At 76.0% G+C, this 12,670-nt stretch carries 11 protein-coding genes and 1 pseudogene; 8 read left to right on the forward strand and 4 right to left on the reverse strand.

The genetic code is table 11. From position 1 onward, the window contains the following. Positions 1-55: 55 nt before the first annotated feature. Entirely contained in the window at positions 56-628 is a 573-nt protein-coding gene (locus Sdagh_RS03325) for a helix-turn-helix domain-containing protein (RefSeq protein WP_189421455.1), read from the forward strand. Between the two features lie 34 nt (positions 629-662). Continuing rightward, positions 663-1,220, forward strand: coding sequence for a YbaK/EbsC family protein (locus Sdagh_RS03330; protein WP_190010984.1), 558 nt, complete (start codon positions 663-665; stop codon positions 1,218-1,220). 3 nt (positions 1,221-1,223) lie between these two features. Here Sdagh_RS03330 and Sdagh_RS03335 read toward each other — a convergent pair whose 3' ends face one another. Then, positions 1,224-1,640, reverse strand: a complete 417-nt coding sequence (locus tag Sdagh_RS03335) for a CoA-binding protein (RefSeq protein WP_189421460.1) — start codon at positions 1,638-1,640, stop codon at positions 1,224-1,226. Between the two features lie 116 nt (positions 1,641-1,756). On the opposite strand from Sdagh_RS03335, the gene Sdagh_RS03340 reads away from it, so the two are divergent. The 3 genes from Sdagh_RS03340 to Sdagh_RS03350 all read left to right on the forward strand — a co-directional run bounded on the left by Sdagh_RS03340 (position 1,757) and on the right by Sdagh_RS03350 (position 6,630). Further along, positions 1,757-2,383 (forward strand): YigZ family protein, encoded by a 627-nt coding sequence (locus tag Sdagh_RS03340; protein WP_190077857.1) that lies wholly within the window; start codon positions 1,757-1,759, stop codon positions 2,381-2,383. A gap of 96 nt (positions 2,384-2,479) precedes the next feature. Further along, positions 2,480-3,643 carry an exonuclease SbcCD subunit D gene (locus Sdagh_RS03345; RefSeq protein WP_189421464.1) on the forward strand — a complete coding sequence of 388 codons (1,164 nt, stop codon included), beginning with the start codon at positions 2,480-2,482 and terminating at the stop codon, positions 3,641-3,643. Then, positions 3,640-6,630 (forward strand): AAA family ATPase, encoded by a 2,991-nt coding sequence (locus Sdagh_RS03350; RefSeq protein WP_190077858.1) that lies wholly within the window; start codon positions 3,640-3,642, stop codon positions 6,628-6,630. The genes Sdagh_RS03345 and Sdagh_RS03350 overlap by 4 nt, the downstream gene beginning before the upstream one ends. 14 nt (positions 6,631-6,644) lie before the next feature. On the opposite strand, the gene Sdagh_RS03355 is transcribed toward Sdagh_RS03350, so the two are convergent. Further along, positions 6,645-7,091: an Lrp/AsnC family transcriptional regulator gene (locus tag Sdagh_RS03355; RefSeq protein ID WP_189421469.1), complete on the reverse strand. Its 447-nt coding sequence runs from the start codon at positions 7,089-7,091 to the stop codon at positions 6,645-6,647. Positions 7,092-7,215: 124 nt separating this feature from the next. On the opposite strand from Sdagh_RS03355, the gene Sdagh_RS03360 reads away from it, so the two are divergent. From Sdagh_RS03360 to Sdagh_RS03370, 3 genes and pseudogenes are all read left to right on the forward strand, one after another. After that, positions 7,216-7,737 (forward strand): rhodanese-like domain-containing protein, encoded by a 522-nt coding sequence (locus Sdagh_RS03360; protein WP_190077859.1) that lies wholly within the window; start codon positions 7,216-7,218, stop codon positions 7,735-7,737. Positions 7,738-7,758: 21 nt separating this feature from the next. Continuing rightward, positions 7,759-8,274: an immunity 21 family protein gene (locus Sdagh_RS03365; protein ID WP_189421473.1), complete on the forward strand. Its 516-nt coding sequence runs from the start codon at positions 7,759-7,761 to the stop codon at positions 8,272-8,274. 134 nt (positions 8,275-8,408) lie between these two features. Next, a pseudogene (locus Sdagh_RS03370) lies at positions 8,409-9,234 on the forward strand (SDR family oxidoreductase). A gap of 6 nt (positions 9,235-9,240) precedes the next feature. Here Sdagh_RS03370 and Sdagh_RS03375 read toward each other — a convergent pair. Together Sdagh_RS03375 and Sdagh_RS03380 are read right to left on the reverse strand one after the other, a co-directional pair. Next, positions 9,241-10,929: a DUF885 domain-containing protein gene (locus Sdagh_RS03375; protein ID WP_190010990.1), complete on the reverse strand. Its 1,689-nt coding sequence runs from the start codon at positions 10,927-10,929 to the stop codon at positions 9,241-9,243. A 199-nt stretch (positions 10,930-11,128) separates the two neighbouring features. Beyond that, entirely contained in the window at positions 11,129-12,454 is a 1,326-nt protein-coding gene (locus Sdagh_RS03380) for a GNAT family N-acetyltransferase (RefSeq protein ID WP_190077860.1), read from the reverse strand. Positions 12,455-12,670: the final 216 nt, after the last annotated feature.

Genomic DNA, 12,670 nt, shown 5'->3' on the forward strand with positions numbered 1-12,670 from the left:
CGCAGTACAGTGCGGTGAACGAGTCGGTACAGCCACGCACCACCCTGGACGGAATGTGTCGGACCTCGACCTGCTGACCCGGTCCCTCGCGCGCAACGTGCGGCGCTGGCGCACCGAGCGCGGCTTCACCCTGGACGCCCTCGCCGGGCGGGCCGGGGTCAGCCGCGGCATGCTCATCCAGATCGAACAGGCCCGGACCAATCCCAGCCTCGGCACGGTCGTCAAGATCGGAGACGCGCTCGGCGTCAGCATCACCACCCTCCTCGACCAGGAGCAGAGCTCCACGGTCCGGGTCGTCCCCGCCGAAGAGGCGGTACGGCTCTGGCACACCGAGGACGGCAGTTACAACCGGCTGCTGGCGGGCACCGAGGCCCCCGGCCCGCTGGAGATGTGGGACTGGCGGCTGATGCCCGGCGAGCACAGCCCCTCCGACCCGCACCCCGCGGGCACGGTCGAGCTGGTGCACGTCACCGCCGGGGAACTGACCATCACCGTGGACGGCACCGACCACCGGGTGCCGGCCGGGGCGAGCGCCTCCTTCGAGGCCGACACCCCGCACACGTACGCCAACACCGGGGACGTGCCGATGGAGATGATCATGGCCGTCTCGGTCCCGCCCGTGCGCTGACACGCGTACCGGCGGCCCTTGTTACCGTGCGGGCATGCAGCCACCCATCGGAGACTTCGACCAGGCGATTCCCGCCCCCGACTGCCTCGACGCGCTGACCCGCCCGGTCGCCGACGCGGTACGCCACTGGCGCGGCGGCGTCCCCGCCGAGCAGATCCTCTACGTCGACACCGAACCGGAGTGGGCGGACACCGCCACCTTCGTCGAGCACTACGGCCGCGGGTTGCTGGAGCAGTCCGCCAACTGCGTCGTCGTCAGCGGCAGACGCGGCGGCGATACCACGCTCGCGGCCTGCCTGGTGCTGTCCACCACCCGCGTCGACGTCAACGGCGTGGTCCGCCGCCACCTCGGCGCCCGCAAGGCGTCCTTCGCCCCGATGGACACGGCCACCGGCGAGACCGGCATGGAGTACGGCGGCATCACCCCCGTCGGGCTGCCCGCCGACTGGCCGGTCCTGGTGGACTCCGCCGTCGTCGACCTGCCCTGGGTCCTGGTCGGCAGCGGCCGGCGCCGCGGCAAGCTGCTGCTCCCCGGCAAGGCGTGCGCCGAACTCCCGGGCGCGGTCGTCCTGGACGGGCTGGGCGTCGCCTGACCCTCAGCCTTCTTGGCCGAGCCGGGGGATCTCGATGGCCGGGCACCGGTCCATGACCATGTCCAGTCCCGCGGCCCGGGTCCGCCCGTACGCCGCCTCGTCGACGACCCCGAGCTGGAACCAGACGGCCTTCGCCCCCTTGGCCACCGCCTCGTCGGCGACCGCCCCGGCCAGCTCGCTGTTGACGAAGACGTCCACCACGTCCACGTCGAAGGGGATGTCCGCGAGCGAGGCGTACCCCTGCTCGCCGTGGACCGTCTCGGCCTTCGGATGCACCGGGACGATCCGCTTGCCGAAGCGCTGAAGGACCCCCGCCACCCCGTAGGCGGCCCGCTGCCGGTTCGCGGACAGCCCGACCACGGCCCAGGTGCCGCCGTGCTGGGTGAGGATCTTGCGGACCGTTTCCTCGTCGCCGTACACCGGCTGCCTCCTCGTGCTCGCGGACGGTTGTCCCGTGGCTGTGCTGCGGTAACGGATCAGGGCGGGCGGAGATTCCCGGCCCGTCGCCCGGACGGGTGACCGCATAGGCTGGCCCGATGCAGGACCAGTACCGCACCGTCGCCCGCGCCGGAGTGCACGAGACCGAGGTCAACCGTTCGCGCTTCCTGTGCGCGCTCGCGCCGGCCGCAAGTGAGCGGGAGGCGCAGGAGTTCGTCGCGGCCGTGCGCAGGGAGCACGCGGACGCCACGCACAACTGCTGGGCCTACGTCGTCGCGGCCGACGCCGCCGTGCAGCGGGCCAGTGACGACGGCGAGCCGGGCGGTACCGCCGGGGTGCCCATGCTCCAGATGCTGCTGCGCCGCGAGATGCGGTACGTCGTCGCCGTCGTCACCCGGTACTACGGCGGGGTCAAACTCGGCGCCGGCGGGCTGATCCGGGCGTACGGGGGAGCGGTCGGGGAGGCGCTGGACGCCGTGGGGACGGTGACCCGGCGCCGGTTCCGGCTGGCCACCGTCACCGTCGACCACCAGCGGGCGGGCAAGCTCCAGAACGACCTGCGGACCGCCGGGCGCGAGGTGCGCGACGTGCGCTACGGCGAGGCCGTCACCATCGGGATCGGCCTGCCGGACGCCGACGTGCCCGCCTTCCGGGCCTGGCTGGCGGACGCGACCGCCGGGACGGCCGGGTTCGAACTCGGCGGCGAGACGTACGGAGATACGTGAGATACCGGGCAAGCGTCGTGTAACGCCCGTGCGGGAAGCGGGCGAAACGGGAGTAAGCGCCCGCGCTGTCAGACCCGGCCGTTAGTGTCGGGGAGCATGAGACTGCTGCACACTTCCGACTGGCATCTCGGCCGGGCCTTCCACCGGGTGAGCATGCTCGGCGCGCAGGCCGCGTTCATCGGCCACCTGGTGGAGACGGTGCGCGAGCACGCCGTGGACGCCGTGGTCGTGTCGGGAGACGTGTACGACCGGGCCGTGCCGCCGCTGGCCGCCGTCGAGCTGTTCGACGACGCCCTGCACCGCCTCGCCGCCCTCGGGGTGCCCACGGTCATGATCTCCGGCAACCACGACTCGGCCCGGCGGCTCGGGGTGGGCGCGGGACTCATCGACCGGGCGGGCATACACCTGCGGACCGCTCCGGCGGAGGCCGGCACCCCGGTGGTCCTGCGGGACGCGCACGGGCCGGTCGCCTTCTACGGGCTGCCCTACCTCGAACCGGCCCTGGTGAAGGACGAGTTCGGGGTCGAGCGGGCCGGGCACGAGACCGTGCTCGCCGCCGCCATGGACCGGGTCCGCGCCGACCTCGCGGGCCGGGCGCCGGGCACCCGTTCCGTGGTCCTCGCACACGCCTTCGTCACCGGCGGCCAACCGAGCGACAGCGAACGGGACATCACCGTCGGCGGAGTCGCCGCCGTCCCCGCCGGGGTCTTCGACGGCGTCGACTACGTGGCGCTCGGCCACCTGCACGGCTGCCAGACCCTCACGGAGCGGATCCGCTACTCCGGCTCCCCGCTGCCGTACTCGTTCTCGGAGGCGGGGCACCGCAAGAGCATGTGGCTCGTCGACCTGGACGCCGGGGGAGCGGTGCGCGCGGAGCGGCTCGACTGCCCGGTGCCGCGTCCTCTGGCCCGGCTGCGGGGCGCGCTGGAGGACCTGCTCGCCGACCCCGCGCTGACCCCCCACGAGGAGGCGTGGGTAGAGGCCACGCTCACCGACCCGGTGCGGCCCGCCGACCCCATGGCCCGGCTCGCCGCACGCTTCCCGCACACCCTCGCCCTCGTCTTCGACCCCGAACGGTCCCCGGACGACCCCGACGTGTCGTACGCGCGGCGGCTGGCCGGCCGGGACGACCAGCAGATCGCCGAGGACTTCGTCGCCCATGTGCGCGGCGCCGGGCCCGACCCGCGGGAACGGGCCGTGCTGCGGGACGCCTTCGACGCCGTGCGCGCCGACGACACGCTGCGGGAGGTGGCGCGGTGAGGCTGCACCGGCTGGACATCACCGCGTTCGGACCGTTCGGCGGCACCCAGCGCGTCGACTTCGACGCGCTGTCGGCGGCCGGGCTGTTCCTGCTGCACGGCCCCACGGGCGCCGGCAAGACCTCCGTCCTCGACGCCGTCTGCTACGCCCTGTACGGTTCGGTCCCGGGCGCCCGGCAGAGCGGCCAGGGCGGCTCCCTGCGCAGCGACCACGCCGCACCCGGCACCCGCACCGAGGTCCGCCTCGACCTCACCGTCGCGGGCCGCCGGCTGGAGGTCACCCGGCAGCCGCCCTGGGAGCGGGCCAAGAAGCGCGGCGCCGGCACGACCGTCGACAAGGCCCAGACCTGGCTGCGCGAGTACGACCCGGCCGCCGGGGCCTGGAAGGACCTCAGCCGGTCCCACCAGGAGATCGGCGAGGAGATCACCCAGCTCCTCGGTATGAGCCGGGAGCAGTTCTGCCAGGTCGTGCTGCTGCCCCAGGGCGACTTCGCGCGGTTCCTGCGCGCCGACGCGGAGGCCCGCGGCAAGCTGCTGGGCCGGCTGTTCGACACGCGGCGCTTCGCGGAGGTGGAGAAGCGCCTCGCGGAGCGGCGCCGGTCCACCGAGGCCGCGGTGCGGGACGGCGACAGCGCGCTGCTCGCCGACGCCCACCGCATGCAGCAGGCCGCCGGGGACGCCATGGAACTGCCCGAGGCGGCCCCGGGCGAGCCCGGCCTCGCCGAAGCCGTCCTCGGCGCCGCCGCCGTCGCCCGCGCCACCGCCCGGGAGCAGCTGACCGTCGCCCGCTGCCGCCTCACCGCCGCCGAGTCCGCCCAGGCCGCCGCCGCACGCGAACTGGCGGGCGTACGGGAACGGGAGCGGTTGCAGCGCCGGTTCGCCGAGGCCCGGGCGCGGGCCGCTCGGCTCGCCGAGCGGGCCGGCGCCCACCGGGAGGCCGAGGCCCGCATGGCGCGGGCCCGCAAGGCGGAGACGGTCGCCCCGGCGCTGGAGCTGCGGCAGGCCGCCGAGGCCGAGCACCGCGGGGCGAGCGACGCCGAGGCCCGCGCGCGGGCGCTGCTGCCCGCCGCCCACGCCGACGACGGCGCCGCCGGGCTGGCCGCCGCCGCCCGCCGGGCCGCCGAGGAACTGGGCCGGCTCGAGTCGGCCCGCCGCGCCGAGCGGCGCCTGGCCGCCCTCGCCGAGGAACGCGCCGGTCTCGACCGCGACGAGCGTGCCGACGAGGACCTCCTCGCGGAGGCGGAGAGCTGGCTCGCGGGCTGGGACGACACCCGCGACAGGCTCCGTACGGCCGTGGAGTCCGCCCAGGAGGCCGCCGCCCGCGCCGAACAGCTCGCCGAGCGGCGCGAGCCCGCCCGGCGCCGGCTGGCGGCCGCCCGGCAGCGCGACCGGCTGGCCCGGGACACCGGCGACGCCCAGCGGGCCGCCCTCGACTCCGCGGAGCGCGCCGCACGGGCCCGGACCCACTGGCTGGACCTGAAGGAACAGCGCCTCGACGGCATCGCCGCCGAACTCGCCGCCCGGCTCACCGACGGCGAACCCTGCGCCGTCTGCGGAGCCACCGAGCACCCCGCGCCCGCCCGCAAGGACGCCGGACACGTCGACCGGGCGGCCGAGGAGCGTGCCCTCGCCGCCTCCCGGCGGGCCGAGGAGGAGCACGCCGAGCGGGAACGGCGGCTGGGCGCGGTACGGGAGGCGCTCGCCGCGGCCGGCGCCGAAGCGGGCGACGCCCCCACCGAGCGGCTGGCCGAGGAGGCCGACGCGATCGAACGCGAGTACGCCCGCACCAGGGCCGCCGCCTCCGCGCTGCACGCCGCGCGGGAGGAACTGCGCCACGCGGAGCGGGAGCGCGAGCGGCGCGTCGAGGACCGGCGCGAGGCCGCCGTGCGCAGCGCCGCCCGCGTCGGCCGCCGGGAGCGGCTGGACCGTGAGCGGGCGGTCCTGGAGGAGGAGGTCGCACGGGTCCGGGGCGCCGCCGACAGCGTGGCGGCGCGGGCCGCCCAGTGCGAGCGGCGGGCCGCGCTCCTCACCGACGCCGCCGACGCCGCCCGGCATGCCGAGGAGGCCGCACGGCGGCTCAAGGACGCCGATGCGCGGCTGGCCGACGCCGCCTTCCGCGCCGGGTTCGACACCCCGCGGGACGCGGCCGGCGCGCTGCTGGACGACGCCGCCCACCGGGAGCTGCAACAGCGGCTGGACGCCTGGCAGGCGGAGGAGGCCGCGGTGCGCGCGGTGCTCGCCGAGGAGGACACCGCCGCCGCCGCGCACCTGCCGCCCGCCCAGGTCGCGGTGGCCGAGCGGGCGGCCGAGGACGCGGCCCGGCGGCTGCGCGAGGCGGCCTCCGCGCGGGACGCCGCCGCCCGGCGCTGCGCCGACCTCGACCGGCTCTCCGCACGGGCCGCCGAGGCCGCCCGCCGGCTGGCCCCGCTGCGCGAGGAGTACGACCGGGTCGCCCGGCTCGCCGGCCTGGCCGCGGGCACCTCGGCGGACAACGAGCGCCGGATGCGCCTGGAGGCGTACGTCCTCGCGGCGCGCCTGGAGCAGGTCGCCGCCGCCGCGACGGCCCGGCTGCGGCGGATGTCCTCCGGCCGGTACACCCTCGTCCACTCCGACGATCGCGCCGGACGCGGCCGCAGCGGACTGGGGCTGCATGTCGTGGACGCCTGGACCGGCCGTGAGCGGGACACGGCGACGCTCTCGGGCGGCGAGACCTTCTTCGCCTCCCTCGCCCTGGCCCTCGGCCTCGCGGACGTCGTCACCGACGAGACCGGCGGGGTCCGCCTCGACACCCTCTTCATCGACGAGGGCTTCGGCAGCCTCGACGACCAGACGCTGGACGAGGTGCTGGACGTCCTCGACTCCCTGCGGGAACGGGACCGCAGCGTCGGCATCGTCAGCCACGTCGGCGACCTGCGCCGGCGGGTCCACGCCCAGCTGGAGGTCGTCAAGAGCCGGACGGGCTCGGTGCTGCGGCAGCGGGGGGTCTGAGCCGCGGGCGCCGGTCAGCGGCCCACCGGGCGGCGGGGGAGCGGTGAGGAGTAGACGACGCTGGTCGTCACCGAGCCCAGCGCGCCGATCCGCCCGGACACCTCCTCCAGGTGCCGCATGGAGCGGGCCGCGACCTTGATGACGAAACAGTCGTCGCCGGTGACGTGGTGCGCCTCCAGGATCTCGGGCGTGACGTCGACCAGGTCGTGGAACGGCTTGTAGTTGCCGTGCGGGTACCGCAGGCGGACGAAGGCCAGGATCGGCAGCCCCAGCCGCTCGGGGTCGACGACGGCCGCGTACCCCTGGATGACGCCGGCCTCCTCCAGGCGGCGGACCCGCTCGGTCACCGCGCTCGCGGACATGGAGACGGCACGGGCCAGTTCGGCGAAGCCGGTCCGGCCCTCCCGCTGGAGGACGTCGAGGATGCGCCAGTCGGTGGCGTCCGGGGAATACGCGGTCATGGGGGAGGAATAGCAGGGGAATCCCCGGCGGATCAAACCGGACGCCGGGGATCGTTCCTTCGCCGCGCGGTGTCACGACCGTAGATTTCGAGCCAGGAAACCACCGCCGAGGAGAGGCCCCACCATGACCCCCGCCCCGACCGCCCCCACCCCTGCCGCCCCCGCCCCTGCCGCCCCCGCCCCGACCGCCCCCGCCCCTGCCGTCACCGCCGCCCCGCCCGCCGAGGCCGCCGCCTACTTCCGGGCGCGGCTCGCGTTCCGTACCGACGTCTCCGACGTGGCCGCCGCGCTCGCGGCCGGCACGGACCCCGGCTTCGTCCTCGTGGACTCCCGGTCCACCGCCGCCTGGGAGCAGGGCCACGTGCCCGGCGCGCTCCACCTGCCGACCGCCCTGATCCCGGACCAGGCCGACGGGCTCCTCGACCCTGGCGTGCCGGTCGTCACGTACTGCTGGGGCCCCGGCTGCGACGGCGCCACCCGCGCCGCCCTCGCCCTGGCCGAACGCGGGTACCGCGTCAAGGAGATGACCGGCGGGTTCGAGTACTGGGTGCGGGAGGGCCTCGCGTACGAGACCTGGCAGGGGGCCGAGCGCCGCGCCGCCGACCCGCTGACCGCTCCCGAGGACGCGGCGGACTGCGGATGCTGAGGGACGTGTAGGTTCTGCCGCATGGTGCGATACGCGGAGCCGGAGACGGTGGACTGGGTCGAGTCGGGCGGCGGGCCGCTCATAGCGGTGCCGGAGACGGTGCTGTCCTTCTGGGCCGGCGCCGACGGCGACGAGACCGCCTCCGACTACGACCGGGCCTGCGAGGTCGACGGACGGGCCGGGCTCCTCCCGGTCGGGGACGCGGCGGCCCTGGTCCTCGGGGACGAACCCGCCGCGACCGCCTTCCTGCCCGAGCACCGTGCCTTCGTCCGGTGGTACGCGGGCGACGACGAGGGGGACCTGCTGGCCGGCGTCCCCGAGGCACTCCGCACCGCCGAGTGGGGCCCGGAGCTGAGCTGGCGGGTCCCCGGGCCGGTGCTGCTGTTCGACGCCGCCTGGCCGGGCGGCGCCTGCGAGGGCACCGACCACGTCCGCGTGCCCCTGGCACCCGGCCACTACGCCGTCCGCACCGCCCACGCCCAGCCCGGCCCGGAGACCTGGCTCGGCCTGGTCCAGCTCCGCCCGCTGACGGACTGACCGGGCCGGGGCGGGCGCCCTTTCCGGGAGTCCCTGCCCGGGGATCCACGTGTGTCGGTCCCGCCGACCGGCCAGGATGATCGACCATGTCATGACCGCCACGCCCGGAAGACCTCCGCCGTGACCCGCTCCCGCTGCGCGGCCGGACGGCCTCGTCACCGGGCCGGCCGCCGCGCCGGCACCGGCCACGGGTGGCGCGCCGGCTCGCCGCCTACGGCGCGCGCGTCTGCCCGCACCGCCATGTGCCGCACGACGCCGCGACACCCTGGGGCGCCGGCCGCGTCGAGGACGTCCGCGCCTCCGTCAGCGCGGCGGTCGGCGACCCCGGCGACCCGGACGCACGTGTCGCGGAGTGCCCCGGCGACCTCACGCTCCCCGGCGCGCCGGGCTCCCCCCGTCCGCACCGCCGCCGAGCCCTCGGCGGCCGGCTCGGCATCCTCGTCGCCCACCACGCGCTCAGCGGCGGCGACGGCACCCTCGACGTGATCGACGCCGCGGTGCCCGACGCGCACTGGGCCGTCGACATCGGCTCGGTGCTGCTGGTCCAGGCGTACGCACGGCTGCGCGCCGCGCTGCCGCCGCGTGCGCCCGGTGGGATGACGCCCGCCGGGCAGGACCACGGCGCAGGCATGCCCGGCGAGATCGCCTACGCCCTCCAGAAGGGCGCCCCCGCCTCGGTCGCCTGCTCCCCGGCGACGGCGCTCGCCGAACCCGCCGTCACCGTGAACACGGTCGACCCCGGGCCCGTCAGGCACCGGATACCTGACGGGCGAGGCGTACGACGCGGTCGCCCCGATGTTCCCCGCCGGCCGCTGGGGCATGCCGGGCGACCCGGCCCGCCTCATCGCGTGGCTCGCCACGGACGAGGCGATTGGGGTCTCCCCCGCTCGAACGTGGGCGAGGGCTTGGGGAAGGACCACCGGGCAGGTCATCGACAGCGGGGGCGGCTTCAGGCGCTGAACGGCCCTACAGCCGCGCCAGCTCGTCCACCAGGTCGTCCAGGCCCAGCGAGCCCTGCGACAGCGCGGCCATGTGCCACGCCTTGAGGTCGAAGGCGTCGCCGTGCCGCGCGCGGGCCTTCTCCCGGCCCAGCAGCCAGGCCCGCTCCCCGAGCTTGTAGCCGATCGCCTGCCCGGGAATGGTCAGGTAGCGGGTCAGCTCGCTCTCCACGAAGTCCGCCGACCGGCTGCTGTGGGACCCGAAGAACTCCTGCGCCAGTTCCGGCGTCCAGCGCTCGCCCGGGTGGAACGGCGAGTCGGCGGGGATCTCCAGCTCCAGGTGCATGCCGATGTCGATGATGACCCGCACCGCCCGCATCATCTGCGCGTCGAGATATCCGAGACGGGTCTCGGCGTCGGTGAGGAAGCCCAGTTCGTCCATCAGCCGCTCCGCGTACAGCGCCCAGCCCTCGGCGTTGGCGCTGACCATGCCCACGGACGCCTGGTAGCGGGAGAGGTTCCCGGCGACGTGCGTCCACTGGGCGAGCTGGAGGTGGTGGCCCGGCACGCCCTCGTGGTACCAGGTGGAGACCAGGTCGTAGACCGGGAAACGGGTCTGTCCCATGGTCGGCAGCCAGGTGCGGCCCGGCCGCGAGAAGTCCTCCGAGGGCTCGGTGTAGTAGGGCGCCGCCGCGCTGCCGGGCGGCGCGATCCGCGACTCCACCCTCCGCACCCGCTCGGCCAGTTCGAAGTGCGTGCCGTCCAGCGCCTCGATGGCCTGGTCCATCAGGCCCTGGAGCCAGTCGCGGACCTCGTCCACGCCCTCGATGTGCCGCCCGTGCTCGTCGAGGTGGGCCAGCGCCTCCCACGGCGTCGCCGCGCCCGGCAGGATCTTCTCGGCCTCGGCCCGCATCTCGCCGAGCAGCCGGTGGTACTCGGCCCAGCCGTAGGCGTACGCCTCGTCCAGGTCGAGGTCGGTGCCGTTGTAGTAGCGCGCCCAGCGGGCGTACCGCTCCCGGCCGACGGTGTCCGGCGCGTCCGCGACGGCCGGCGCGTACACGTCCCGCATCCAGTCCCGCAGCTCCGCCACGGCCCCGGTCGCCGCCCGCGCCGCCTCGTCCAGCTCCGCGCGCAGCGCCTCGGGGCCGGCGGCGGCGAAGTCCTCGAACCAGCCGCGGCCCGCGCCGGTGTCCGCCCACTCGCCGAGCTGGGTGACGAAGGTCGCGGTCGGCCGGGGCGCGGCGAGCAGCTCGCGCTCCAGGCCGAGGGAGAGGGAGGCCCGGTACCCGGCCAGCGCGTCCGGCACCGCGCGCAGCCGCTCGGCGATCCGCGCCCAGTCCTCCTCGGTCTCCGCCGGCATCAGGGCGAACACCTCGCGCACGCTGTGCGCGACCGTCCCGAGGTTGCCGACCGAGCGCAGCCCTTCCTCGGCCTCATGCACGGCGAGCTGGGCGGTGAGCCGCTCGCGCAGCAGCCGGGCGCAGCGCCGCTCGATGTCGCTGTCCCCGCCGGGGCGGCGCTCCGCCTCGTCCAGCCGGGCCAGCGTGGTCCGCGCGAGCTCCGCGAGGGCCTCCTGGCCCGCGGGTGAGAGGTCGGGCAGCCGGCCGGCGCTCTCCGGCACGCCCAGATAGGTGCCGGTGACCGGGTCGAGGGCGATGAGTTCGTCGACGTAGGCGTCGGCGACCTCGCGGGGCAGCGGGCTCTTGGTCTCTGACATGCGGACATCCTCGTACGGATGCCGGTGCCGCGTCAGCCTCACAAGGGGGGCCGGTGGCGGCACGGGCCCGATTTCGCTCAGGGCGTGGCGACGGCGCCCGGCCGGCCCGGCCCGGCGGCAGAGGCGCCCGGGGCCGGTGCCGCGGCGCAGTGGTGAGGGTGTCCGGGGCCGGTGCGTGCCGCCGGCCCCGGGAGGTTCCCTACTCCCGCCCGATCCGCTCCCCGCAGGCCCGCCGGGCGGCGAGCGCGGCCGGGTCCAGGCGGGCGGTGATGACCAGGGTGCCCTCCTCGATCTGGTAGTCGAGGGGGAGGCCCAGGCCGCGCATGGCCGCGACCATGCCGGTGTTGGACGCCTGCGTCACGGCGTAGACGCTCTCGCAGCCGGTCCCGGCGGCCATGGTCACGAGCCGGCCGAGGAGTTCGCCGCCGATGCCGCGGTGCTGCCAGGCGTCCTCGACGAGCAGGGCGACCTCCGTCTCGTCGCCGTCCCACAGCAGGTGGCCGAGGGCGACGATCCGGCCCCCGGCGGTGTACGCCGCGAGGGTGCGGCCGTGGTGCGGGCTGAGCAGGTGGTTCAGATAGCGGTCCGCGTCGCCGACCGGGCCGTGGTACCGCAGGCCGAGGGTGCGGTCGGAGCAGCGCTCGTGCATCGCCTTCGCGGCCGGGAGGTCACCGGTGTCGGCGCGGCGGACGGTGATGTCCGCGCCCTCGGGCAGCGTCAGCACGTCCTGGCCACGCGGCACCCGAGGGCCGAGCCGGGCGTCCAGCTCGACCAGCGCGCGGGCGCGGGCGAACTCCGTGGGGGTGAACGGCAGATACGGCCGCTCGATGCTGAGGACACCGCCCTCGGGGGCGCGCAGCCGCATCACCGTGTCCTCCAGGACGCCCTCCACCGGCACGTCCCGGGGGCCGGCCGCGGTACGGACGGGCAGTGACCGGATCGTGCACCGGCCCAGCAACTGGCGCAGGGCGAGGGGGAGTTCGGAGGTGTCGACGGCGGTGCGGGTGGCGAGGCCGAGCACCCGGGTGGGGGCGTCGACCAGGTCGTGGGCGTCGGCCCGCTCGCACCAGGTGTCGCTGCCGCCCGCGGCCGTCACGGTCTCCCGCAGGTCGGCGAGGTCCAGCCCGCCGGGGGCGCGCAGCAGGAACTCGTCCACCGTGCCGTCGGCCAGCGGGTGCGTCTGGAGGCTGAGGATGTCCACCCGCAGACCGGCGAGGGCCGTGCAGAGCGCCGCCAGCGACCCCGGCTCGTCCCGTACGGTGGCCCGCATCCGCCACAGCGCGCTCTCCTCGGCCCCGGCGCCGCCCGCGGCCCCGGCGCCGCCCGCGGCCCCGGCGGTGGCCTCGGAGCGGGCACCGGGGCCGGTGCCCGCGGGCGGTCGGCCGGGACCGTCGCCGGTATCGTCCAGCGGCGGCGCGTGACCGTGGCGTCGTGTCCAGCGTGTCCACAGGCCCGCCACCGCCTTCTGGCGGGTGGCGGGGCGGTTCTGCCGGGGGCGGGCGGTGTGCGACCTGTCTCGACTCATGCGGCCACTGTGAGGGAACGGTGTTGCGCGATCACGAACGCGTTGTGTCCGATGGGTAAAGGATCACTTTTTGTCCGTGTTCTTCCTCACAGGGGCGTCCGCTGCCCCTCCTCACCGGAGCGGCCGTCGGTCCCGCCCGCCCGCGCACCCGTCGGACGGGTCGCGCACCGGGGGATGACTCCAGTGCGCGACACCCTTACAGGATAGGGGAGTTAC

It is taken from the genome of Streptomyces daghestanicus (genome assembly GCF_020521275.1).
Taxonomy (GTDB): domain Bacteria; phylum Actinomycetota; class Actinomycetes; order Streptomycetales; family Streptomycetaceae; genus Streptomyces; species Streptomyces griseoviridis.